The organism is Aphanothece sacrum FPU1, from assembly GCF_003864295.1.
Classification (GTDB): Bacteria; Cyanobacteriota; Cyanobacteriia; order Cyanobacteriales; family Microcystaceae; genus Aphanothece_B; species Aphanothece_B sacrum.
The window spans coordinates 163,388-188,263 of the sequence record NZ_BDQK01000013.1 but is presented as its reverse complement, the minus strand read 5'-3'; the positions used below and the strand labels follow the sequence as shown (position 1 = coordinate 188,263).

The window sequence follows — 24,876 nt, the reverse complement described above, 5'->3', positions numbered from 1 at the left end:
GAATTACTAATAAATAAAGGTGAGCATAGCCCACCTCCATTATAAAGAATCTAATTAATTGATTACCAACTCAACAAAGGTTGTAACCCATGTTTCAGGGAAGCAGTTCCAATTTGTTCCATTTTAGGGATAGTAATTTGATTGCGTCCCCAAGAAAAATTAGTATGCCAGCTTTCAAATTCTAATAAAATAGCTTCAGCAAAACAAGCAAACATTTGACGAGAAGGAATATCCATACTCACGATTTGCATAATTTTCCAATCAATATCTAGGGTATGTTCAACAATTCCCCCTTTGAGAATATGAACCTCTGGATGTTGAATTTTGGTGCTTAAATTTTTAGGATAACCACCATCAATAATAAGACAAGGTTTCTTAAGAGTTTCAGGATTAATTTCTACTCCTTTAGGCATACTAGCTACCCAAACAATGATGTCAGCTAAGGGTAAAGCTTCTTCTAATTCCATAATTTTACCCCTTCCTAATTCTGCTTGTAGGTTGGTCAATCTTTCTTGATTTCGGGCAATTAATAATAATTCCGCCGTTTCAGTCTTTTGGTCTAACCAACGACAAACCGCACTACCAATATCTCCAGTAGCACCACAAACAGCGACCGTGGCCCGAGCTAAGTCAATTCCTAGTTTGGCGGCCGCTTGCTCCACCTGACGACATATAATATAGGCAGTGTGGGTATTCCCTGTGGTAAAACGGTCAAATTCTAACTCTACGTTACGAACTTGAGGATTATCTCTGAGATTGAATTCTTCAAAGACAATGGAGGAAAAGCCCCCTAATGCCGTAATATTAATATCATTTTTTTGTGCTAAAGCCATAGCATTTAATATTTTACGAATAGCTGCTTTAATACGCCGATTTGTCAGCATTTCTGGGAGAAAACAAGATTCTACATATTTTCCCTCAATGACTTGTCCCGTAACACTGGTAACATGGAAATAATCGACGATTTGTGGCGGGGCCGCACACCAAAAATCAAGTCCTTGGTGGGCATATTCCGGGTAGCCAAGGGCATTAGCGACAGATTGAGCGTGTTCTAAACTTGTAAGATGACCGATCAGACCAAACATTGATTATTCTGATAAAGGATTACGGATAATTAGCCAGAAAATAGATTGATGATAAGAAAACGTTAAGACTCTTAACAATCTTACCTTAAACTGTACAAAAGACTCAAAAGCAAAACAGGGGCTTAATATGATTAAGCCCCTACAGATGTTGACATCCTCACGCGCCGTAGAACTAAGGTGATTCCTCACCACGCCACCCGTTAAAAGGTGGTCGCTGAATGGGGTTGACGCTTCACAGTAAGTGATAACTGATTTAAGTTACCCGCAAACCGTAAGAAGACATTTTCATGATTTCACGAGTAGAAAACCCAATATTACCGAGGGCTTCCCCGTAACTAATCATGAAATCTTCTACTAAAGCTTCTTTTTCCATGCCCAATACTTCCGCATCTTCAGCCACGCTATTAAGCATTGTCCAGACAATGGGCAAATTATGACGGTTCGCTTCTTCTAATTCTGCTTTAGACTCCTCAAAATGTTCTTGTAGCCAAACTTCGCCAAAATTTAGATGAGTATATTCGTCTTTAACTACTCCTTCGGTGATTTTGCGAGCAAACGGATCAGCCACAGGGATATATATATTATAAGCGGCGATCGCAAAAGCTTCTATAATCAAAGATTGAATCAACAAACAAGTGACGATATTACCCTCTGCTTTAGCGGTTTGAAAATTCTCGTGAAGTCGAGAGAAAAATGCCTGAGCATAGTCCATATCAGGAGTCACATTGAGATTCTTTCCACAGGCTTCAAATCCTTTTTTATGGCGGTTTTCCATCTTAGAAAGGCGAATTAACTCTTCCTCCTGTTCGGGCAACATTTGAGCCATGTCTATGTAATTTTCATGCGCTTCTTGTTCACCTTCAATAACAATAGCGTTAATTCGGCTATAGGCATCTTTATATGTTTCGCTTTTAAAGTCAAGCTCTGAGCGTACGGCAAGCTCTTGCATAAGTCAATTTATCTCCTAATGGGTGATCAACTTAAATTAAAGGGGCATAGAAGTCTCAAAAAGGAGAATTCTTATGTTTTGTTGATTCTAGGGATGTTTATACCCATTGCCCTATCCTCTGGATCATAACATAAAGCCGCTCCTTACAAATAATACTAAACGGGATTGCCAATAATTAATGTACCACAATAATAGTTTTCACCATTAATCTATCCGAGAAAATAGCATTTCTGCTTGTACAGTTAATTCCCCATCCACTCGTCCTTCACCTTGCATTTTAGCGATGCGATTACGTTTAAATGCTAATAATTCCACTGTCATAATTAGTTGATCTCCGGGTATCACTGGACGACGGAAACGTGCCTTATCGATTCCAGCAAAGGCAAAAAATTCTCCTTTCATACCAGGAAGTAAAGTTAAAACTACACCCCCAACTTGGGCCATAGATTCGATAATGAGAACCCCTGGCATAATGGGACGGTGAGGAATATGTCCAGGGAAAAAGGGTTCATTAATGGTGACATTTTTGATGCCTACCGCTTTTTTACCCGGAACATAATCAATAATTCTATCAACTAGGGCAAAAGGGTAGCGATGGGGTAGTAATTCTTGGATCTCTTGAATAGTAAAAACGGTCTTTTGTTCTAATTTATCTGGAACTTGGGCAATATCCTCAGTCGTCTGATTAACAGAAGGGACATCAGTTACAGTAGACATAGGCATTCCTTGGAAAATAGGTGATTTGAGAATTATGATCTTACTCTTATTGTTTCACATTTTTTAACCAAAACTGACTTCTAGTCCCAGATAATAGTAAATAATCTGAAAATTTTAAACAAATCCAAAAATTTGAGGACGACTTGCACGAAGGGAAAATTGATTCAAATAAGCGACAGGTTGACTCGGATCAAAAGAACGTCCATCTATAAAAGCTGTGGTTGATTCTTGTTTCATTTTGTTACTAGGAATGGTAATATTTAATCCTTTGGCTACTTCTTCATAGAAGGTGACAGGATAAATTTTATCTAATAATTTATCAGCTTCTTTGGGATAATCAGAACTGTCTAATTGATGCCAACGAATCATTTGAGTTAACAGCCAAACTGCATGGGAACGCCAAGGATAATTAGCATTATCGTTATCTTTAAGATAAGCCGCGTCTCGATGATTAAAGATGGTAAAATCAGGAATATTTTTTTGATATTTATCAAATATTTCACTACTATAAGAATAGTTTCCGGCTAAAGAGGGTTCAATGATAGTTTCTTTCAGGTTTAAATAGTTGGGTTTAGCTAAAATTTGTGAAATTTCTGCATAATTACTTGGCTGATCGCAATATTGACAAGCTTCAATTAAAGCTGCCATTAAAGCTCTTGTCGTCGTGGGATTTTTTCTTGTCCAACCATCCATTGTGGCTAATATTTTATTGGGATGTCCTTGCCAAATATCTCGACTAATATGAGTAACAAATCCTGTCTTATTTAACACACTTTGTTGATTCCAAGGAGCAGAAACGCTATAAGCATCAATTAGACCTGCTTGTAATTTGTAACCCATTTGAGAGGCAGGAAATTCTACTAATTCTACTTCAGAATCAGGCATTATTCCCATAGCAGATAACCAATAACGGGTTAAATAAGCATCCATTGAGAAGTTTGAATCTAGAGCAAAAATAGGAAGTTTACTGCGATTTCTCAGATAGTTTCTCATACCTCCTTCAAAATCAGTAAAATTAAAATAATCCACAGAAGGACGTATTCCTGCTTCCCAAGCTTTTTGGGTTAAAGTGATAGCACTCCCATTAAGATTAAGATTCATGAGAGAGATTAAGGGGGCTTTTTTTTGGCCTAATTGTGCCATCATGGGGAAAGAATAGGGAAGTTGTGCCGCATCAGAACGCCATTCTAATAAGTCTTTTTCGACGGCTTCCCAAGAGTCAGAACGTTTGAGGGTGACAGTTAAGCCATAACGCTCAAAAAAGCCCTTTTCCTGGGCGATAATCAGGGGGGCCGCATCCCCATTAGGAACAAATCCGAGAATTAGGTTAGGCTTTTCTAAGGAATTGATATCGAGTCCGTTTTTTTGTTTATTTTTGGGAGAAAATAAGTTGATATTGGTGCAAGCGGTGAATCCTAAACCTGTTAGTCCTAAGCTGGTGTATTTGATAAAGTTACGGCGTTTAATCATATTGGAGGAGAAATTATAAGTTTTTTATTAAAGGTAGCAGAAGATGAGGATTAATGAGCCGCTTTTGTAGGTTGGGTTGAAGAATGAAACCCAACATTTACTTAATCATTGCCTAAACTTGCGGTTCTACGGGACAAACTATGCTAAATTAATAATGAATAAAAGGCTAAAGCCTTATACTATAGAAACGAAGTCCACCTTCGTGGACAGTCATTATAGGTTGCGTAGGCATCTTGCCTGTTTTGTAGGGGTCAACGGCAGTTGACCCCTACTATGAACGAGTTAAAGTCTATTATTGGTGATAATTTAACATAACTTGTCCGGTAGAACCGATATAAAGTAATCACCTTAAACTCTCTACTGAGAAAAATCATAACCTTGAGTTAACCTTCATAAAATTAAAGATTATTTAACCTATTAATGCTATGTTTCTAGAGAAATTTGGGCATACTATGATTAGCTTTTTGTATTCTAGTCCTAATCCTGGTAGTTATGATATTTATGACGACCCAGGCTTATAATTAGGCTGTGTAGACAGCCTTTCTTCTTATAGAATAAAACTTTAGCCTGTATTGATTTATTAATTTTACAGGGCAAGTTCAGTTGAACAGATTTTTTTGCTCTGATGTATTGCTGATCATAAAAATCATCAAATTGATACTATTATGTATAAGTTTAATCGATTTTATTTGGACTATTTAAGTAAACAATCTCGATATTTTATTCAAACAAAAAATAATAAGTAATAAATATATTTTAACTCTAAACAGTTAAGCTATACAAACAAAGGTTGCCTGCGCAACCTATAATGTTGTTTTTAATAAATTCCCTAACTGGGATGACTTTAAACTCGTTTTGAGTCACTCGAAACAAGGGACAAAAATCCATATAATACCAATTAACTAAATAAGGAATTTAGCGATCGCTATAAGTATTATTTATATTAGTTAACAGGAATTAGGGGTATTTATACTTATTGAGTAAAACCCTAATTTATTTACTCACCTTGAGAGAGTGAACAATCCATTTGACGTAATAACCATTTTGTGTTAGTCGTGGTAGTTGAGTAAAGGGCAGCGCAAAGGCTTGTTCAAATCCAAGCCCAATGAAAGTTGAACCCGTTATATTTAGTTCAAATTTTTCATCCAGGGTGCAGGAGTTGAACCTGCCTTGCGCGAATTATGAGTTCGCTGCCTCAACCGCTCGGCCAACCCTGGGGGTTCTGGTGACGCATAGACTACCAGTTTCTATTTTATTATAACTGATAGTGGATTCAACGTTCGGGTTTGAGAGAGGTTGAATGGGCTACAATATCATCAATTAATTTTTTCTCCCTTTATTATCTAGTTAAAATAAACTATGAAAATCAATTCTACTATCAAATTTATTGTCATTTTATTAGTGATGATGTCGGGTGCAGGAACCGCTAGTGCTTATTTTGCGTTTAAAGCGGGTTACGAATCTTTAAAAGGAGTTAATCAGCCGACGGCTAACCCTGCTAAAAAACTTATTAATAATGCTAAATTATCGAATCAACCAAAGGAATTTATTCCTATTAATGAGAAGACAATTTTAGTCAAAGTTTATGATCATATTAATAAAAAAGGAAACTCTGATGCTAAAAAAACTGAAGCAGAAGAAAAGAAGCTAGATAAAACATCAGATAAAGAAGAAAAAAAAACAACTGAGTTGACTGATAAGAAAACTGAGCCAACATCCGAAAAAGTAGCTAATTTTCCCCTCACTATTCAAGATGGTGGTGTTACCTTAGCTGTGACTGAAACCAAGAAAGAAGGGGAAGATTTGTTATTAAGCATTAAACTGAAAAATGAAGGAACTGAAACGGTTAAATTTCTTTACAGTTTTTTAGAGATTAAAGACGATCAAGGTCGTTCTTTAAGCGCAGTAGCAGAAGGATTACCAGAAGAATTGCCACCTAATAAAGAAGATTTTCAGGGAACAGTTAAAATTCCTAGTGTATTAATGAGTAAGGCTCAAACTATATCTATAAATTTAACAGATTACCCTCAACAAAAACTGAAGTTAAATTTAGCAGAAATTCCTGTAATCAGGGAGAATAAACCCTAATTATATGAACGGTCAAGATATATTTATACGAGTATTATCAGTAGTGTTGCTGATAGCGATTAATGCTTTTTTCGTGACAGCAGAGTTTGCAGTAGTTTCCGTAAGGCGATCGCGTATTAGCCAGTTAGTGGAAGCGGGAGACCTTCAGGCACAAACAGTTCAATCTTTACAAAGAAGTATTGATCGTCTGTTATCAACTACCCAATTAGGGATTACTCTGTCTAGTCTAGCATTAGGTTGGATTGGAGAAAATACGATGGCGGTATTAGTTAAGTATTTACTAGAACGCTTGCCTTTTCCATCAGAAATGATAACAGGTTTATCTCATAGTTTAGCAATTCCTGTGGCTTTTTTCTTGATGGCCTATTTACAAATTGTGTTAGGGGAATTATGTCCTAAATCGGTTGCACTTATTTATTCTGAACAATTAGCAAGATTTTTGGGGCCTGCTATTGGGGTAATTGCTAAAGTTTTTCATCCTTTTATTTGGGTTTTAAATCAATCAACCCATTTATTATTACGCACTTTAGGTATTAAGCATACCAGAGAAAGAAGATATAATCAAGTTACCTCAGAAGAACTACAATTAATTATTGCAACTGAAGGAGAATCAACGGGTTTAGAAGCGCAAGAAAGGGCTTTATTAAAGAATATTTTTGAATTTGGGGAAGTTACTGCGGTGGAAGTAATGGTTCCCCGAACTCAATTAATTGCTATTTCTGAAACTGCTACTTTTGGAGAGTTTTTAGAAGAAGTAACTCAAGCTGGTCATTCTCGTTATCCGGTTAAAGGTGAATCTTTGGATGATATTTTAGGGATTATTGATTTTAAAGATTTAGCCTTACCTTTGGCCCAAGGACAACTAATCGCAACTTCATCAATTGATGATTGGGTTAAACCTGTTAAATTTGTCTCTGAGTCTATGACTTTAGATGAATTACTTTCTTTAATGCAGCGATCGCAATTAAAGATGGTGATGGTAGTGGATGAGTTTGGAGGAACATCAGGATTAATAACTTTGCAAGATTTAATTGCAGAAATTCTTGATCATGATTTAGAAGGGGTCAATGAGGAAGAAGTGGCTTTACAAATGTTAGATGATAAGACATTTATTGTTGAAGCACAAATGAATTTGGAAGAATTAAATAACCTTTTGGCGTTGGATTTACCTTTAACGGATGAATATCAAACTCTTGGGGGATTTTTATTATATCAATGGCAAAAAATTCCGACGATGGGAGAGACATTATCTTACGAAAATTTAGAGTTTACTATTGTTTCTGCTGAGGGGCCTCGTCTTAAACAAATACGTCTTCATCGACAAGAAACTCCGATTATTGAACCTTCTCTTAATCAGGAAATATCGTAAGGAATAGATTAGATCATCCTAAATCACTATTAAAAAGAGGGACTTACTATGGTAAACTAAATAATTAATAAAAGGCTAAAGCCTTATCCTATAGAAACGAAGTCCGACGAGCGCGGACTAAATGATAGGTTGCGTAGGCAACCTTTGTTTGTATAGCTTAACTCTGAGCGAGTTAAAGTCTATTATTTATGATAAAATTTAGCATAACTTGTCCGGTAGAACCTAAAAAGAGGTTTATTTGGTAACTTCATCTCCTGCTGAGTCATCTACTCTTGTATTTTTTGTCCCTGGTATTATGGGGTCAAGTTTAATAATTCGTCAAAACCCATCTTCTGATCACGATAAAGAGATATGGGGCGAAGATTTACTATGTAATATCCGTACTCTTAGGGAAAAACCTGGTTTATTAGCTATACAAGAAAATAAACCTGTTGATGCAGTTAAAGTCATTGAGCGTTTTAATAATTTTACTGCAGATTGGGCAAATATTTATGGATCTTTGTTCGATTTTCTTATTACACCTACAGGAGAAAAGGGATTAGGTTTAATTTCTGAAAATCTAGGATCATCAAAACATCCAGAACCTAACTTTTTTCCCTTTGCTTATGATTGGAGAAAGGATAATCAAGAATCAGCTAATTTTCTAGCTGATTTTATTAAAGAAAAAGATAAAAATGGGGATCGTAGATTGCGTTTTATTGTTCATAGTATGGGAGGAATTGTTACTCGATTAATGCTTTTAGATAATCCAGATATTGCTCAAAGAACCGATTTATTGTTTCAGATTGCCTCTCCCCTTTTAGGTTCAGCTAAAGCTTACTCTATTCTCAAACAAGGCCTTAAATTTAATGATAATTTTATCTTAGATTGGGTCTATAATATGCTACAACCCAGTAAGAAAAGAGCAGAGTTTTGTCAATCAATCATGACTTTTCCTTCTATTTATCAACTGTTACCTCCACCTGAAATTAAATCTCTTTGCGATCGCAACGGTAAGCTTTATTCTGCCCTAGATGATAGCATTTGGCCAACTAATGTTAGGGAATATCTTGAGAATGCAAGAAATGTTCATCAGAGACTTAAGCAATCTCAATATCTTGATCAAAACCAAATTAATATTAGATGTGTTTATTCTATGTCACATTTAACACCAACATTATATTTGGTTGAACCGATGGCAAATTTTAATGTCATTACACAAGTCCCTAGTAATATGTATGGAGATAACACAGTGACTTTTGAGAGTGCGATCGCTTATAGTATAAGTAGTCCAGAGAATCAAATTGATAGTAATCCCTGTGATCACATGGGTCTCTGTCGCAATGAAACTGTCTATAATATACTTAGAATGGAGTTCAACTAAAATGAGTACAATTAATCAACGTCACCTAAAAGAATTCTTACAAAACCTTCCTGAACAAATTCCTAGTATTGAGCTTTTCTCTACTCCCTGGATGGGAAAACAAGGGGATAAGGTTAATATTAGATTAGAAGTGACGGGGGGAAGTATTGCTGCTGATATTCCTTTAATGATTGAATTTTTTAATCAAGAAGGTGACTTCTCAATTGATCCTATTCCTGTAAATTCATCTGATTTAACTGCTAGTTTTACGCTTCCTGAAAAATTTGACCAAGGAAGTTATGTTTTACAAGTAACGTATAATAAGGTTATTTTAGCAAGTAAAACATTTGATATTGTGGATGAAGAATCTGCTCGACAGATGGCAGAATTTGAAGAAGGTTTAGGAATAGAAGATCAAGTTAGTCAAGCGATTAAAAAGGGAAATTATGATGAAGCTATTAAGTTGCAAGAAAAGGCAGTAGAACATTTCTTAAATGCTAATAATCCAGAACTCGCTGCACGTTCTTGGGAAGATTTGGTAGAAAATTTGTATAAAAATAATAAACCAGAATTATCTAAAGATGCTTTAGAGAAAGCTTTAGGGATTTATTCGGGTATTGAAGGATTAGAAAATAAAGAAGAATTTATCACTAGAATTAATGAGAAAATAGAGATCTGTAATAATACGATAATTCAACCAGAACCACTCAAGAATAACATAAAATTACTGAGAGAAAAAAAAGAACATTCTCAAGAGCAACTAGCAGCATTAGTTGGGAAAACACCTGATATTATTAAAGTATGGGAAGAAGGACAAGGATTTGAGGAAATAAAGCAATTTTTTGAACTTGCTCAAGCTTTAAATTGTCAAATTGATGATTTAATACAGATTAATTATGACGTATCGAATAAACTTAAAATTCGTTCAAAAATCAGAAATCTTATAGAGAATAATACAACCTTAACTCAAAGTCAACTAGCATTTTTAGTTGGGGAAACACCTGACATAATTAAAAAGTGGGAAGAAGGACAAGAACTGCAGGAACTAATACCATACTTTCAACTTGCTCAAGAGTTAGATTGTAAACTCAGTGATCTGATAGAATTAGTTGATGATACTGTTAAACCGAAATTACCAGAACCTTTACTTGAAGTAACGAATTTTGACAAAAGCTCGACAAAAGGATAAAGTTAGTATATCTTGATCAGAAATTACAGAGTACATATTTATAATTTCTATTTCAATGGTTAATTCTCTGTCAACACAAAGGTCTGTAAAGGTTATAGTAGATGCCGATTTTTTAGTTAATTCTGAAAGCAACACTAACCGATTATTTTCTCTAATTAACTCTTATCGACGACTAGAAGTAACGGTTATTGAGGACTGTTTAAAACGCGCTTGCAAGTCTAAAACAATTGAATTTAATGGTTTCGTCGGTAATTTTCCCACACATGGGATAAAGGTTATTTCTCGTCATAATTTACCGCAATATCAATTTGACGGTTTACTCGCTAATATTGATAATATTGCTAACTATACTAAAGATTTCGATTCTCAACTTGAGATTACTTATGCTATGAGTCTAGGTATTTTTATTATTCTTACAGATAAAAAAACGGACTTTATACAAGTTGATCTCACTACTCCTTTAAGAGTTTTATCAATAGATGAGTTAGAACAATTGTTAATTCCACCACGACTAACAGCAATTAAGCGTCTAATGAGAGCAATTAAGAGTCTAATGAGAGGGATAAAAAATAATGAATTAGCAGCATTTTTATGTTTTGCTATGGTTACTTTTCTATTTATTTTAGTGTTCAATTTAGAAACTATTTTCGGTTTTATTATAACTAAACCTAGTCCGTCACCAGCTGATAGTATCTCTGAGAATTATTACTGTCCTTTAGAATCTTCTGGTAACAATATAAGCTGTGGAGAAAAAGTGTTATATGGTGACAGACAAGTGGTAAATCAGAAAAGTAGTGCTATTAATGCTTTCAATGAAGTTAAGAAAAATGATGCTACACCTAAAACATATCAGCACATAGTTGAGATGTTTCAAAAATCATGGAAAGAAGAAAAAGAAAAACCAGATCCCGAAACTTTAATTTATCTGAATAACGCTTTACTTGAAGCTAAGCCAAAAAATGCTTACACAATTGCTATATTAGCTCCTCTTAGTACTGAAAAAAATACAGGAGTTGATAAATATAACGATTTAGGAGGAGAAATTCTTAGAGGAGTTGCTCACGTTCAAACCTTAGTTAATAAATGTTTATTGCCTAATGAATTTGATTTTTTGCCAGATTCAATCAAAAATAATAATATATTATGTGAGAAAATCATAAAACAAAACAAAGGACTTAGAGTTTTAATTGTTGATGATGCTAATCTTCCAGATCGAGCTAAGATTTTAGCTAATAAATTAAATCAATTAAACGATAAATTTATTCTAGCTGTTATTGGTCATTTTGCTAGTGAATTAACTTCACAAGTGATTGATACTTATAAGAAAAATAATCTAATTTTAATTTCCTTCGGTAGTACCAGTGAAAGTGACGCATTTAGGCAAAAGGACTTCTTCTTTAGAACAGTTCCTGGTGTTAGTGATCATGTTGATAAATTAATCGAATACATGAAATACAAAGGATATACAAATCCAGCAATCTTTTATAATGAAAGTAGTAAATTTAGCCAATCTATTTATATAAAATTTATAGAAAGAATTAAGGAGGCTAATAAAATTTTAGGTGCAGATAAGCAAATTAAAATCAATAAGGATCTATTATTTGTAGGTAATAATAATAACTCTAAATCTTTTGCAGGAGAATATTTTAACGTTCCAATAGATAAACTTGAAAAGGCAGATGTACTAATTTTATTTCCAGATGGACAAACCAGTAAAAGTATGGATAATGCAGTCAAGATCATGAAAAAAAATAATGGAAATAAACCCATTTTAGGAACATGGACTCTCCGCAATGATCGGTTTCTCAAACCAGCAAAAGATAATCCAAGCTTAGTAATAGATAAAAAATTAATTACTTACTCTCCCTATGACAAGTCGCAAAAGATTAATAAACAATATATCGACGAAGCAACTGCTTTATGGGGAGATGCTAATAGTCCGATAACTGCATTATCCTATGATGCAGCATGGGTTTTAGTTAACGCATTCCTTAAAACATCAAACCTCAACCGAGAGACTCTAAAAGACACCTTAAAAAATATGGAAAAAGTCGAAAATAAAGTTACAGATGGTGCAACCGGAGACATTATTTTTGATCCAAATGGTAATCGTAATAATCTAAAAGGTTTATTATTGAAAGTAGAAATAGACCCAACTAATAAGGAAACGGGTAAGGAAACGGGTTTAAAATTTGTGCCGTTTAAATGATTGATTTATATTAAGGTAATATTGCTATCGTCTAAAAACTCTACCGGTTCAGCATCTTTTCCTTTTTCCCACATCAGAGAAAAGAACCAAATTCCACTTTCTCCTATACAAAAATCAGCAGGAGTAAAAGTCATTTTAGAATCAATTGGTAGTTCTTTTTTTTCAGGATTATATTCTGCTTGCCATCCAGAAAATTCTCCTTTCCATTCTTTTCCAATCTCGTGTAATTGATTAGCAAAATCTTTAACTTCCTCAATATTAGGAATTGTAATCGGAATGATAGGATTATAAGAATTACTTATTTTTTTGACTTCAACTTTAACCCTTATCACGTTTTTCTTTCTCCTTTTGCCATGCGTTTAAAATAATGATGTCCCCTTATTCCGTAGGTTGGGTTGAGGAACGAAACCCAACACAGCACATAGGGTTTACGTTGGGTTTCACTATCGTTCAACCCAACATACATTTATCCAAAACCTACTCAGTTACTCAACTTTTACCATCTTTAATCAGTTGAAATACTTTGCCCTTGCCATTAGCATTATCAACATAGGCCCATCTTTGACCATCACATTCCAAAATAGGCGGTTCAGTCTCTTTTTTAGCCTGAGTCATCCGTTTATAGAAAGTTGATTCACTGATCTCTAACTTTTCTATCATTTCTGAACGAGAAAGAATCATCGGTGTAGATGACTCTTTTTCAACTTTAGAGACGGTTTTAGATTCAGTAGCAGCAACGGGTGTAGATGACTCTGTTTCAACCTTAGAGACAGCTTGAGACTCAGTAGCAGCAGAAACCGATTCAGATGAGTCTTTGACGACTTTGATCACTGGTTTAGGTTTCGGATGAGAAGAAACTGATTTAGTCCCCTCTGAGGTTGATTCTTCTATCCCTGGACGTTTCTGGGGGGCAGCAGAATCTCTGTCCGACTTAGAATGGGCCTGACCTTTATCATATGACTTATGTTCAGCTTGGCCTGGTTTATTGGCATCAGGAGCTTCCTTGATCGGTTTTTGATAGCGGGGAATCCTTTGAGTCGGGGGTTCAATATCTTCAACCCACCCCCAACACTCACGAGAAGGAATAAACTTAAATACGCTTTGAATAAACCAACGGGGGGGTAAATCTTCTTTAGGAATCTTAGGATTAAACTTAAAGGGACGAGTATCGTCTTCCCGTCTCATTAATACCGGAATATGGGCCGCACTAAATTTTCCAATGGGATCAACCGCGTCTTTATTACGATAAACAGAGATCACCGGAGTGCGTAACTGAGGAATAAATTGCCAAACTCCTTGTAAAGTGAAGATTCCAGGTTCCGACCAGATATTCTCCTCGGCCCAAGCTACCACCTGAAAATAGATTTCTGGCGGTTTGCGGGGAATAATTCGGTATTTTGGGTAAACTCTCAGAAACGGGGAACTATCGGGTTTATTCTCATGTTCTTTCAACCAAGCTAAGTATTTATACCCAGGGATAAATAAACGATACTTATTCTGTCCTAAACAGAGCCAAAACTTTTTTTCTTCATCTTTTTCGATTTTACCTTTGAGAGTGCCGATCGCACGAAAAAATGGCCTGGGTTGTTCATCATCAACACTAGGAATATCAGCTAACTCTAGGTCAGCGTCTATGTCAGATAAAATGTCCTCTTGGGGGTCAATCTCTGATAATTGACGGGGTTCAGTATCCACTTCGTTAGATTGAGGGGGTTTAGTATTGCTGGCAGTAAACATTAAAACAGTGCAGGTGTCTGTAAAGGCCTATATTTTAACAAATAAGGCTCTTAAGTCAAACCCCTGATTTATCTAGAAGACGCTCTCAGCTTGAATTAATATTGTTTTGTTTTAATAAATATACTTAGCATTATACCCCAAGACTATCTGTAGGGGCAATTTATGAATTACCCCGACAAAGACTTTTTTTGTTAATAGGAGAAGCGATCGCATGACAGTCGAATATGATATCGTCATCATTGGTGGGGGTTCAGGAGGTTTAGTTGTTGCTAGTGCGGCGGCTCAATTAAAGGCCAAAGTTGCCCTAGTCGAAAAACATCGTTTAGGGGGTGACTGTCTATGGTACGGTTGCGTTCCCAGTAAATCTCTGATTTATGCCGCTAGAGTCGCTTACCAAGTTAAAAATGCTGGACGGTTTGGCATACACACAAACCCAGCTAATATTAATTTTAGTCAAGCTATGGGCCATGTCCAAAACGTCATCGCTGCTATTGAACCCCATGACTCCCCTGAAAGGTTTGAAGGGTTAGGAGTAGAGGTTATTTTTGGTTGCGGTCAATTTAGCGATCGCCAAACTTTTGCAGTTAATGGAAGACAACTCAAAGCGCGGGCCTTTGTTATTGCTACAGGTTCTAGACCGACCATTCCGTCTATTCCTGGACTCAAAGAAGCAGGTTATCTCACCAATGAACAAATATTTTCTATAACCGAACGTCCCGACTCTTTGGGAATAATAGGTGCAGGCCCTATTGGATGTGAACTAGGCCAGTCATTTCACCGTTTAGGAACACAAGTAACTCTTATTAACTCTAAGCCTCATATTTTGCCAAAAGAAGACCCAGAAGCGGCAGAAGTAATAGAGCAACAATTTATTAATGAAGGCATTTCTATAATTCAAAATACTAGGGCCGAAAAAGTAGAATTAAGGGACGGGAAAAAATGTCTCTGGGCCGGTAATCAAAAAATTATGGTCGATCAAATATTAGTATCATCTGGCCGATCTCCTAATGTAGAATCTCTCAATTTAAAAGCAGCCGGGGTTGAATACGATCAAAAAGGTTTAAAAGTCAATGAAAAACTACAAACTACCAACCCTAAAATTTATGGTTGTGGAGATGTTATTGGGGGTTATCAGTTTACTCATGTCGCCTCTCATGAAGCGGTTACAGTTTTGACTAATGCCCTATTTTTCCCCTTCAGTAAAATTAATTATCGAGTGATTCCTTGGGCGACTTTTACTGATCCCGAATTAGCTAGAGTAGGGTTAACAGAAAAAGAAGCTAAAGAACGCTATGGGGAAGATGTTTATGTCCTTAAACAAGACTTTGCTAATGTGGATAGGGCCTTAGCAGAAGGAGTGAATCAAGGTTTTGGGAAGATTATTACTAGAGGCAATGGAGAAATTTTAGGGGCCCATTTAGTGGGGCCATCAGCAGGAGAATTAATTCATGAAATAGTGTTAGCAATGAATAATAATCTTAAAGTTTCTGCATTATCTGGTATTCATATTTATCCGACTTTATCAGAAGTTAATAGTAAAGCCGCTTTGTTACTGAAAAAACAAAAATTTGCCCAGAATAAACGGTTAAAAAATACCTTAGCCAACTTTTTTAAGTTTATGCGTTCATTATGAATTATGAATTATGAATTATGAATTATGAATTATGAATTATGAATTATGTAGTCAGAGAGATTGGCATAAATAAACAAGGTATTTCTCTATCAGTCCCAATCACCAGATACAGGAACAACACATATTGGTTTTCGCTTGGTAACAATGTTTCACAAGTAATTCACCCTCCCCACACTCCCCGTAAGGGCGGGTTTTTCACAAAATTTGCAGATTATAACAAATATATTAGATAAACCCGCCCCTACACCCACACTTTCCCTACCTCATCACCCCTAACACTTCCCTATAATCCCCCTAAAGGATTAAACTGTAATTTGCCAAAGATGTTGAATTAGAGTATTTAGAATAGCTGTGAGAAAAATTGTCATTGCGGGTAACTGGAAAATGCACAAAACTCAAACGGAAGCGTTGGAGTTTTTGCAAGTATTAAAATCAAGACTAGAAGAAACTAACGAAGCAAGGGAAGTGGTTCTATGCGCCCCCTTTACCGCGTTAGGATTCATTTCTAAGAGTCTGCATGGGGGGTTAATTCGCTTAGGGGCGCAAAACATCCATTGGGAAGATAAAGGGGCTTATACGGGCGAAATTGCTGGGGAAATGCTCACAGAACTTGGGGTAGATTTCGTGGTAGTCGGCCATAGTGAACGCCGTCAATATTTCGGAGAAACAGACGAAACTGCCAATTTACGAGTTATTGCGGCTCAACGTCATGGTTTAACTCCCATTTTGTGTGTTGGAGAAACCAAACAACAACGGGATGGCAATGAAACTGAAACCGTGATTATTAATCAAGTAAAACGGGGTTTAGTGGGTGTAGATCAAAGTAATTTAGTAATTGCTTATGAACCTATTTGGGCCATTGGAACCGGAGATACTTGTGAAACGACTGAAGCTAATCGAGTTGTTGGCATTATTCGTTCTCAATTGTCTAATAAAAATGTCACTATTCAATATGGAGGTTCAGTCAAACCGGATAATATTGATGAGATTATGGCACAATCAGAAATTGATGGAGTTTTGGTTGGTGGTGCGAGTTTAGACCCCGTCGGATTTGCTCGTATTGTTAATTATCAATAAGGGATTTATAACTACATAATCCCCCAATTAATGGGGGATTTGGCTCTCCCGTACCTATGGTGATAAGTTATGAATTATAAATTATAAATTATAAATTATAAATTGGGATTTTATAGAACCCATTTGGGATCTCTATCGAAAGATTGAACTTATGATGGTTTTAGCAAATTGGATAATTTCTTCTTAATCCTGACTGTGTAGAGATTCTGGGAAAGATCCCAAATGGGTTCTATAGACCCAATGTCGTAAACAATCAAAGTCATTAAAGTTGCATCAGTCCTAAAATTATACCAATTCCGATTGTCAAAGTTGACTTATAGCAATCGCCTAAATCCGGTTCTAATAACAATTTAAGCTAATTGGATAAGGTAAGTATGAGAACCGGATTTAGTATTATTTGCCTGTGCAAACTTTTCAAGATTTATGGGAACTCTATTGGACTTATCTTTATACCAGTGATGGCTAGAGATTTTGAGATCACGGAGTAGGACGTTTAACCTGTTTCCTCCCGTTCTCACGGTTAGCAACCTACAAATACTTTCTTCACAAAGCCGTCGTGAAACGACAGGGTTTTAAACCCAAATTTTCGATAAAGGGGTAATTATGAGTTTTTATTGGTGGTTTTTAAGAGACTTTTGTGATTTCCTTGGATGAAGGTTTGGATGGTTTTAGTTTGCGTTTGAAGGTTGAAGCTACGCCGAGAGTACCGAGGGCCAGGAAGCCTAGTGTAGAAGATTTTTCCGGTACGGATACAAAAAAACCTCGAATCTCACCACCAGGAAAGGCAGTTGTATGAAGATTAAAGTAGGCACTACCCGATTTAATCCCGTTAAATAGAGCGATCTGAGCATTGGCTGTACTGCCACCATTAGCAGTTAGAAACGACCCATTGTAAGAAGATACCAGCGTCATGTTAAAAGTTTGGTCATAAGTTCCGCCGGTCACTCCTGAAGGAAAACCAGGAAAGGTTGGAGTAGTGGTGGCCACTCCAACAGTACCGACACCTGGAACTGCCGTAGCACTGTGGATATGAGCGACTGTTGTCGTCCCTGTTAGTCCACTAAAGGTCGCTTGAACGCGCATAGTGTTGGCAATATCATCAAGGGTGACAATGGCTGTTCCTAGCCCTGGTGAGGCATTGGGAGGATCTTCGTTTGCGCCTGTCAGGTTGGCAGTAAAGACCATTGTTGCTGCCAGTGTCTGACTTACGGGGGCTATGACCATTATAGTGACCGCGAGAAGTATGGTTTTTAATAGATTTTTCATAGCAAATGGCTTAGACATGAGACGGACATTAATGCCTTAATCTTGCACCATAAGCAAAGTAACCTTCCCCACACATTCACAAATCTTAATTTCAGCCCACATTCGGCTTTGATAATCGGATTTAGTATAATATCTGAGTACAGATAATAACAGTCATTTTATTCATGAATAGCATTGCTGACACCCCCAAGAAACTCCTCAGCATAACCTTCTTCCCCATGTTCATTAATATCCATACCTTGACTTTCTTTTTCCGGTGTCAAACGTAAACCAACAGTAGCATCAAGCACTTTGAGAATAATAAAAGTCATGCTTCCGGCCAAAATATAAGTCACCACAACAGTTGCTAGTTGAACTAATACTTGTTGAGGGTTTCCATACAGTAAACCGTCTTTTCCTGCCGCATTAATGCTAGTTGTCGCAAAAACTCCTGTCAACAAGGCCCCAATAGTTCCCCCAACACCATGTACTGGATAGGTATCTAAACTATCGTCAATGCCTAATTTAACCTTAAGACTGATGGCAAAGAAACAACAAGTCGCCGTAATCGCACCAATAAGAATAGCAGCTAAAGGGGTGACAAAGCCACAAGCAGGAGTAATACCCACTAAACCAGCAACCGCCCCAGAAGCCGCACCAATGGCTGTAGCTTTGCCTCTTAAGACTTTTTCTAAAATCAACCACATGATCATAGCCGATGCGGCCCCCGTATTCGTAGCAACAAAGGCACTAACCGCTAAAGACCCTGAAGCTAAAGCACTACCTGCATTAAACCCAAACCAACCAAACCACAATAAACCGGCCCCTAATAAGATAAAAGGCACATTATGGGGGGCAGAAATCTGATGGGGATATTTTCTGCGGGGGCCAATAACTATAGCGGCCGTCAAAGCTGAAACCCCAGTGGCAATATGGATGACTGTTCCTCCCGCAAAGTCTAAGGCCCCCAAACCGCCAAATAATCCGAAAAATCCCCCTTTAGACCAAACCATATGGGCCATGGGACAATAGACCAAGGTTGACCACATTCCCACAAATAGAGAATAAGCAGCAAAACTCATCCGTTCCACAATAGCCCCAGAAATCAGCGCAGGACTGATAATGGCAAACATGGCCTGGAACATCATGAAGGTTTGATTGGAAATGGTGGGAGAATAAGACGTGACAACTTTATCGGCTGCTAATCCTGCTTCATAGGGCATTTGCGGTAAATAACCCGTTGCTTCGGGACTCACACCATTCAAGCCTAACCATTCTAATCCCCCAATAAATGGGCTTCCAGGGTCAAAACTAAGACTATAACCCCACAGAATCCAAGTAACCCCCACAATACCCATAGAAACAAAACTCATCATCAGGGTATTGAGGATATTTCCCTTAGCAACGAACCCACCATAGAAAAAGGCTAGTGCTGGAGTCATCATCAGTACCAAAGCCGCACAAATCAGCATAAAAGCTGTATCAACGGATGTTTGAATAGCCGTCAGCTTTCCGTCCGATATCGGTTCAGCTAGTGCTGGAGTAATCAGAATAAATCCTAGTAGCACTCCTATAATAAGCCCGACTGTTAAAATTTTCTTGAGCATTATTCCCACACACAAAATTACTTTTAAATAAATTTAGTGCATAACATGTGAGACAATCAAAAGATTCATCTAAAATCTTAATATCTGACTAAGTTGGTACGGTCATTATTGTAGCTTTTTATACAATTTATCTTATGAATTATCAATTATGAATTATGAATTATCAATTGTTGAATTCATCAAGATTAATACCTAAGCTTCTGAGTCTTTCTTCTAGTTGTTTCGCTCTTTCTTGCTCTTGTACTAATAAACATTGCGCTTGAATGGCAGATTCTTCGGGAGTAGGAACTAATAGACCCTCCGAAGTAAAATAACGTAATTTATCCTCATATATTCCTAAATATAGCCCTAATTGTTGACCTTGTGGGAAAATTATCTCAGGTTTTTGCTCTATATCGATAAGGGGTAAAGTTTGGCCGATAGTCATCATTTTGCAACAATAATTTCTGCTATTAATTGTTAATTGTTTTAATCTCGTTTCATCGCCCTAGAAATTTCTCTATCATCTTGACGACGTTTGATGGTTTCTCGTTTATCATGGAGTTTCTTGCCCCTTCCTAGTCCCATCGTCACTTTTACCCAACTTCCCTTAAAATACATTTTTAGAGGAACTAAAGTTAATCCCTTTTGTTCAATTTGACCAATTAATTTACTAATCTCTCGACGGTGCATCAGTAACCGACGACTACGACGAGGTTCATGATTAAAAAACATTCCACTCGCTTGATAAGGCGAAATATGGGCATTAATCAGCCAAAGTTCCCCATTACGAATTAACCCATAACCATCCGTCAGGTTCACTTTACCTGCCCGAATAGACTTAACTTCCGTTCCCAATAGTTCTATACCCACTTCATAAGTCTCTAAAATCTCATAGAGAAAGCGGGCTTTACGATTATCAGTTAGAATTTTGACCGTTTGATTTTGAGTTCCCATAACCTTTCCATAGTACCATAATTATTTATCTACTGCGTTTTATTCTACGGATTAAAAGACCCCTATTATACATTTTACACCAAGATATCGGGAGAGCCGAAATCTAAGTATTTTTGTCGGTTGGGTTAGGGAACGAAACCCAACACATAATTTTTGTTGTGTTTTGCCATTGTTCAATCCAACTTCACTTGTTAGGAGAGATACTTTGAATAACATTATCAGCAGTTATTTCTGGTTGTTCTAAATGAGGAACATGACCACATTTTGCAATCCAAATTAACTCATTATCAGGAATTAATTCTTGAAATTTAGTAGCATCTTTAGTTCCTAAAATTTTATCATTTTCTCCCCAAATAATTATAGTAGGTATCTTTAAATTTGATAAATATTCAGTAAAACAACCATAACCACCACTTTTAGTAAATGTAATTAAGGCTTCACTCCATCGAGGACATTGTAAGTGTAACGCGGCACAAACTTGAGCATCTTTACTAGCTAAACTTTTATCATAATAAGCAACTCTACTAATTTGTTGTCTCACCCAGGAATTACGAAGAAATGCAGTTGATAAATAATCTAAAGGTGGAAACATAAATTTGCCAATTGTAGGCGGTTTAGCTAACCCTGCACTATCAATTAAAATTAATTTTTTGACCATATCGGGATAAGTTAAACTAAAATCAATGGCGGTTGCTCCTCCCATAGATGCTCCCACTAAAATCATTGGTTTTTGAATTAAAGTTTTCCAAAAATAATAGAGATGGGTCTTAATATCTCGTGGACTAAAAGAAAGACCAGTCATTCTCTGAGTAAAACCAAACCCTAATAAATCAACAGCCCATGTAGGATGATGTTTTGCTAATAAAGGAAATAAGCGACGAAATTCTAAGAGAGAACTATCAAAACCATGTAATAATAAAATAGGAGTTTCTCCCCTTCCTTCAGTCACATAAGTAGTCAGGATAGGGTCAGAAGATAAAGGAGTTAATATTTCTTCACATCTTATCTGTTTAAGCAAATTAATGGAAGTCGTTTCTGTCAGATTTTGGTTATCAAGAGGAAGATTAAACATCTTATACGAGAGGAATTTATGAGTTAAACAAGACTTACACAAAGTCTCTTTCAACAAGGGATAATGAATAATGGATAACCCAATTAATTAATTATCAATTGTCAATTGTCAATTATTTAGGGATAAATTATCTATATGATTAACATTTGTGAGTAAGTCCGATTAAATTAACTAACCATGTTATAATAATTGATAAGAAGCAACTCTTTACTAAAAAACAGTTAAATGTGAGTGAACCAACAAAACGATTCCTCTGAACTAAATATAAACGCTCTGTTTCCCTTCAAACTTGATGGGTTCCAAAAAGATGCGATCGCCGCCTTAGCCGTGGGAAAATCAGTGGTAGTATGCGCCCCCACAGGTTCAGGAAAGACTGCCATTGGAGAATATGCCATTTACCGCGCCCTACAACTAGGTAAACGTATTTTCTATACAACGCCCCTGAAAGCCCTGTCTAATCAAAAATTCCGCGACTTTCAAGAGAAATTTGCTCAAACCCCAGAGGGAACAGATAACACCTTAGTGGGACTTATTACTGGAGACATCGTAGTCAATGCCAATGCGCCCATAGTCGTTATGACTACAGAAATTTTCCGTAATATGCTGTATGAAACCCCCATCGGAGAAGTGGGGACTTCCTTAGAAAACGTAGCAACGGTTGTATTAGATGAATGTCATTATATCAGCGATCGCGGTAGAGGCACAGTATGGGAAGAGTCGATCATTTACTGTCCCCCCGCTATCCAATTAGTAGCCTTATCAGCCACCATTGGCAACCCCCAAGACTTAACCAACTGGATTAATCAAGTACGACAAACTGGGGCTAAACTCAAGGAAAATCAAGGCACGCCAAGTTTATGTGAACTGATAAATTCAGATTTTCGACCGGTTCCCCTACGATTCTATTTTAGTAATAAAAAAGGACTATTTCCTCTGTTAAACAGCCAACAAACCGCCATTAACAGCAGTTTAGCCCTAAAAAATCCCAGGAAAAAGTCAAAACGGCTGAAACGAGAAGACTGTCCCACCCTAATAACGATTATCCAACAATTGTATGAAAGGGACTTATTACCCGCCATTTACGTCATTTTTAGTCGGCGTGGTTGTGATCTAGCCGTTCAAAAACTCGATGGCATCGTCTTAGTCAATCCAGAAGAAGCTCACGCCCTACAATATAACCTATTAACCTTCTTTTTAGCTGAAAATCCCAATTTACAAGAAACCCTCTTAAAAGAAGTTCAAACGAAGAACCCCTCCTTATATCAACCCTTATTCGAGTTTTTAGCCAAACCATCCCCAACGGCTGACTTATTTGCCTATTTAGCAGATGATGAGGAGAGTAAAAACCATTTATTTCAACTGTTGGCCGGTACTTGTCAACTGGTGAAAGCTGATCACCTCGAACCCCTAACCAGAGGTATTGCGGCCCACCATGCCGGAATTTTGCCCGTTTGGAAAGAATTAGTAGAACAGTTGTTTGAAGCGGGATTGGTTAAAGTGGTCTTTGCTACGGCCACCCTATCTGCTGGAATTAATATGCCGGCCCGTACTACGGTTATTTCTGCCCTCTCCAAACGCACCGATAAAGGGCATAATATGTTAACTCCCTCAGAATTTTTACAAATTGCGGGTAGGGCAGGACGACGGGGCATGGATGAGGTGGGGTATGTAGTCACCATACAAAGCCCCTTTGAAGGGGCGCAAGAAGCCGCTTATCTAGCTACAACCTTGTCTGAGGCACTCAAAAGTTGTTTTACCCCTTCTTATGGGATGGTATTAAACCTACTGCAAAAACATACGATAAATGAAGCAAAAGACCTATTAGAGCGTAGTTTTGCCGAATATTTAGCCCAATTAAAACTAGAACCCGAACAAAAAGCGATCGCCCATTTGAGTACGGAAGTGGTTAAACTCGATATTGAGTTAGGGGGACTTACAGAGGGGGAATTACTAAGATACGAGAAATTGAAAGCTAGACTGAAAGAAGAACAAAGAGTTCTGAGAATTCTGCAAGAACAAGCGGAAGAAAGCCGAAAAAAACAAATTTTACCCCAATTAGCCGAACTAAACATCGGAGACTTAGTTTATTTAAAAGGCAAATACATCAAAGTATCTACCCCCCAACTAGGAATGGTGGTTTCCTTCGTGACAGGGTCAGGTCAAATTCCTCATATTTTAGTCTTAGGGTCAGATAATCATTGGTATTTGGTCAAACGTGGTGATATTATCGATATTAGCGACGTTTATATGGCTCCTACGACCCTAAGCGAGTTAAATGTACCTCGTATAGAAACCTTATCTTTAGGGAAAGGGCCCAAAGGAGATGAAGTAAGTAAGGAAATTTGTGATCAGTTACTCGAACGTGCTACCCCTATCAAAATAGACCCAGAAGTAGAAGAACAGCAACAGCGTGTTAATTATGCTACACAACAAATACAACAGCATCCTTTAGCACAACACAAAAATCCGACACGCTTGTTAAAGTTACACCATCAAAGGTTAAAGTTGCGTGAGGAACTCCAGGAAAGTCAGATTAAATTACAGAAACTCCAGTCTCGTCAATCCTATTATTGGCAAGAATTTCTCAATTTAATCGAAATTTTGCGAGAATTTAAGGCATTAGAAGAATATGAACCCACCCCATTGGGAAAAACTGCCGCCACCATGAGGGGTGAAAACGAGTTATGGTTAGGATTAGTGATCATGTCGGGATTTTTGGAGGATTTGCCGGCCCATCATCTAGCGGCCGCCATGAGTGCAATTATTACGGAAACATTAAGACCTGATACTTGGACAAATTATCCAGCTTCTCCTGAAATTTTGGCATTATTTACTCAATCTGGGGAAAATGGGGTCAGTTTAGTGGAAATGCGCCGTTTACTCAATCAAGCGCAACGCCGCTATGATATAAGCATTCCTGTGTGGTTAGAGTTAGAATTAGTAGGATTAATAGAACAGTGGGCTTTAGGGGCAGACTGGCAGGTATTATGTGAGAATACAAGTCTTGATGAGGGGGACTTGGTGCGTTTGTTACGGCGAACTATTGATATTTTGTGGCAAATTCCCCAAATTCCTGGTATTTCTAACAGTTTACAAGCTTGTGCTAGAGAAGCGATTATGCAGTTAAAACGGTTTCCTATTTAGAAGTTTG

18 protein-coding genes, 1 tRNA gene and 1 pseudogene are annotated in these 24,876 nt (G+C 37.1%); 8 read left to right on the top strand and 12 right to left on the bottom strand.

The genetic code is table 11. The features are described from left to right. Positions 1-62: 62 nt before the first annotated feature. From AsFPU1_RS11440 to AsFPU1_RS11420, 5 genes are all read right to left on the bottom strand, one after another. Complete coding sequence (locus AsFPU1_RS11440) at positions 63-1,085, bottom strand: long-chain acyl-[acyl-carrier-protein] reductase (protein ID WP_124970682.1); 1,023 nt, start codon at positions 1,083-1,085, stop codon at positions 63-65. A gap of 253 nt (positions 1,086-1,338) precedes the next feature. Continuing rightward, positions 1,339-2,034: an aldehyde oxygenase (deformylating) gene (locus AsFPU1_RS11435; RefSeq protein ID WP_124970679.1), complete on the bottom strand. Its 696-nt coding sequence runs from the start codon at positions 2,032-2,034 to the stop codon at positions 1,339-1,341. A gap of 204 nt (positions 2,035-2,238) precedes the next feature. After that, the gene (gene fabZ / locus AsFPU1_RS11430) at positions 2,239-2,751 is read right to left on the bottom strand and encodes a 3-hydroxyacyl-ACP dehydratase FabZ (RefSeq protein ID WP_124970676.1); all 513 of its coding nucleotides are present in this window, start codon (positions 2,749-2,751) and stop codon (positions 2,239-2,241) included. 114 nt (positions 2,752-2,865) lie between these two features. Then, on the bottom strand, positions 2,866-4,221 hold the full coding sequence (locus AsFPU1_RS11425) for a CmpA/NrtA family ABC transporter substrate-binding protein (RefSeq protein WP_227873341.1): 1,356 nt from the start codon (positions 4,219-4,221) through the stop codon (positions 2,866-2,868). A 1,144-nt stretch (positions 4,222-5,365) separates the two neighbouring features. Then, positions 5,366-5,438, bottom strand: a tRNA-Ile gene (locus AsFPU1_RS11420). 142 nt (positions 5,439-5,580) lie between these two features. Here AsFPU1_RS11420 and AsFPU1_RS11415 point away from each other — a divergent pair. From AsFPU1_RS11415 to AsFPU1_RS11395, 5 genes are all read left to right on the top strand, one after another. Continuing rightward, positions 5,581-6,309, top strand: a complete 729-nt coding sequence (locus AsFPU1_RS11415) for a hypothetical protein (RefSeq protein ID WP_124970673.1) — start codon at positions 5,581-5,583, stop codon at positions 6,307-6,309. 4 nt (positions 6,310-6,313) lie between these two features. Beyond that, positions 6,314-7,678, top strand: a complete 1,365-nt coding sequence (locus tag AsFPU1_RS11410) for a hemolysin family protein (RefSeq protein ID WP_124970670.1) — start codon at positions 6,314-6,316, stop codon at positions 7,676-7,678. 238 nt (positions 7,679-7,916) lie between these two features. Next, the gene (locus AsFPU1_RS11405) at positions 7,917-9,041 is read left to right on the top strand and encodes a lipase/acyltransferase domain-containing protein (protein ID WP_124970667.1); all 1,125 of its coding nucleotides are present in this window, start codon (positions 7,917-7,919) and stop codon (positions 9,039-9,041) included. A 1-nt stretch (position 9,042) separates the two neighbouring features. Continuing rightward, positions 9,043-10,209 (top strand): helix-turn-helix domain-containing protein, encoded by a 1,167-nt coding sequence (locus AsFPU1_RS11400; protein WP_172957406.1) that lies wholly within the window; start codon positions 9,043-9,045, stop codon positions 10,207-10,209. A 55-nt stretch (positions 10,210-10,264) separates the two neighbouring features. After that, a complete protein-coding gene (locus AsFPU1_RS11395; RefSeq protein ID WP_124970661.1) occupies positions 10,265-12,418 on the top strand; it encodes an ABC transporter substrate-binding protein in 2,154 nt (717 codons plus the stop codon). 5 nt (positions 12,419-12,423) lie between these two features. Here AsFPU1_RS11395 and AsFPU1_RS11390 read toward each other — a convergent pair whose 3' ends face one another. Both AsFPU1_RS11390 and AsFPU1_RS23555 read right to left on the bottom strand, forming a co-directional pair. Next, entirely contained in the window at positions 12,424-12,750 is a 327-nt protein-coding gene (locus AsFPU1_RS11390; protein WP_124970658.1) for a hypothetical protein, read from the bottom strand. Between the two features lie 157 nt (positions 12,751-12,907). Beyond that, complete coding sequence (locus tag AsFPU1_RS23555; RefSeq protein ID WP_124970654.1) at positions 12,908-14,155, bottom strand: hypothetical protein; 1,248 nt, start codon at positions 14,153-14,155, stop codon at positions 12,908-12,910. Positions 14,156-14,366: 211 nt separating this feature from the next. Here AsFPU1_RS23555 and AsFPU1_RS11380 point away from each other — a divergent pair, with 211 nt between their 5' ends. Together AsFPU1_RS11380 and tpiA are read left to right on the top strand one after the other, a co-directional pair. Beyond that, positions 14,367-15,788 carry a dihydrolipoyl dehydrogenase family protein gene (locus tag AsFPU1_RS11380; RefSeq protein ID WP_124970651.1) on the top strand — a complete coding sequence of 474 codons (1,422 nt, stop codon included), beginning with the start codon at positions 14,367-14,369 and terminating at the stop codon, positions 15,786-15,788. Positions 15,789-16,139: 351 nt separating this feature from the next. Further along, positions 16,140-16,865: a triose-phosphate isomerase gene (gene tpiA / locus AsFPU1_RS11375; RefSeq protein WP_172957405.1), complete on the top strand. Its 726-nt coding sequence runs from the start codon at positions 16,140-16,142 to the stop codon at positions 16,863-16,865. 624 nt (positions 16,866-17,489) lie between these two features. On the opposite strand, the gene AsFPU1_RS11370 is transcribed toward tpiA, so the two are convergent. The 5 genes and pseudogenes from AsFPU1_RS11370 to AsFPU1_RS11350 form a co-directional block, all read right to left on the bottom strand. Continuing rightward, the gene (locus AsFPU1_RS11370) at positions 17,490-18,131 is read right to left on the bottom strand and encodes a CHRD domain-containing protein (RefSeq protein ID WP_227873340.1); all 642 of its coding nucleotides are present in this window, start codon (positions 18,129-18,131) and stop codon (positions 17,490-17,492) included. Positions 18,132-18,289: 158 nt separating this feature from the next. Continuing rightward, the gene (locus tag AsFPU1_RS11365; protein WP_124970642.1) at positions 18,290-19,717 is read right to left on the bottom strand and encodes an ammonium transporter; all 1,428 of its coding nucleotides are present in this window, start codon (positions 19,715-19,717) and stop codon (positions 18,290-18,292) included. Positions 19,718-19,880: 163 nt separating this feature from the next. Further along, positions 19,881-20,075 (bottom strand): annotated as a pseudogene (locus AsFPU1_RS11360) (Uma2 family endonuclease); the annotation flags it as partial. A 110-nt stretch (positions 20,076-20,185) separates the two neighbouring features. Beyond that, on the bottom strand, positions 20,186-20,653 hold the full coding sequence (smpB, locus tag AsFPU1_RS11355; RefSeq protein ID WP_125061107.1) for an SsrA-binding protein SmpB: 468 nt from the start codon (positions 20,651-20,653) through the stop codon (positions 20,186-20,188). Between the two features lie 184 nt (positions 20,654-20,837). Then, on the bottom strand, positions 20,838-21,725 hold the full coding sequence (locus AsFPU1_RS11350; protein ID WP_124970637.1) for an alpha/beta fold hydrolase: 888 nt from the start codon (positions 21,723-21,725) through the stop codon (positions 20,838-20,840). 231 nt (positions 21,726-21,956) lie between these two features. On the opposite strand from AsFPU1_RS11350, the gene AsFPU1_RS11345 reads away from it, so the two are divergent. Further along, positions 21,957-24,869, top strand: a complete 2,913-nt coding sequence (locus AsFPU1_RS11345; protein WP_124970634.1) for a DEAD/DEAH box helicase — start codon at positions 21,957-21,959, stop codon at positions 24,867-24,869. Positions 24,870-24,876: the final 7 nt, after the last annotated feature.

Coding starts and splice junctions, on each gene's coding strand:
- AsFPU1_RS11440 (WP_124970682.1), bottom strand. CDS start 1,085: ATGTTTGGTCTGATCGGTCATCTTACAAGTTTAGAACACGCTCAATCT.
- AsFPU1_RS11435 (WP_124970679.1), bottom strand. CDS start 2,034: ATGCAAGAGCTTGCCGTACGCTCAGAGCTTGACTTTAAAAGCGAAACA.
- fabZ (WP_124970676.1), bottom strand. CDS start 2,751: ATGTCTACTGTAACTGATGTCCCTTCTGTTAATCAGACGACTGAGGAT.
- AsFPU1_RS11425 (WP_227873341.1), bottom strand. CDS start 4,221: ATGATTAAACGCCGTAACTTTATCAAATACACCAGCTTAGGACTAACA.
- AsFPU1_RS11415 (WP_124970673.1), top strand. CDS start 5,581: ATGAAAATCAATTCTACTATCAAATTTATTGTCATTTTATTAGTGATG.
- AsFPU1_RS11410 (WP_124970670.1), top strand. CDS start 6,314: ATGAACGGTCAAGATATATTTATACGAGTATTATCAGTAGTGTTGCTG.
- AsFPU1_RS11400 (WP_172957406.1), top strand. CDS start 9,043: ATGAGTACAATTAATCAACGTCACCTAAAAGAATTCTTACAAAACCTT.
- AsFPU1_RS11395 (WP_124970661.1), top strand. CDS start 10,265: ATGGTTAATTCTCTGTCAACACAAAGGTCTGTAAAGGTTATAGTAGAT.
- AsFPU1_RS23555 (WP_124970654.1), bottom strand. CDS start 14,155: ATGTTTACTGCCAGCAATACTAAACCCCCTCAATCTAACGAAGTGGAT.
- AsFPU1_RS11380 (WP_124970651.1), top strand. CDS start 14,367: ATGACAGTCGAATATGATATCGTCATCATTGGTGGGGGTTCAGGAGGT.
- AsFPU1_RS11370 (WP_227873340.1), bottom strand. CDS start 18,131: ATGAAAAATCTATTAAAAACCATACTTCTCGCGGTCACTATAATGGTC.
- AsFPU1_RS11365 (WP_124970642.1), bottom strand. CDS start 19,717: ATGCTCAAGAAAATTTTAACAGTCGGGCTTATTATAGGAGTGCTACTA.
- smpB (WP_125061107.1), bottom strand. CDS start 20,653: ATGGGAACTCAAAATCAAACGGTCAAAATTCTAACTGATAATCGTAAA.
- AsFPU1_RS11350 (WP_124970637.1), bottom strand. CDS start 21,725: ATGTTTAATCTTCCTCTTGATAACCAAAATCTGACAGAAACGACTTCC.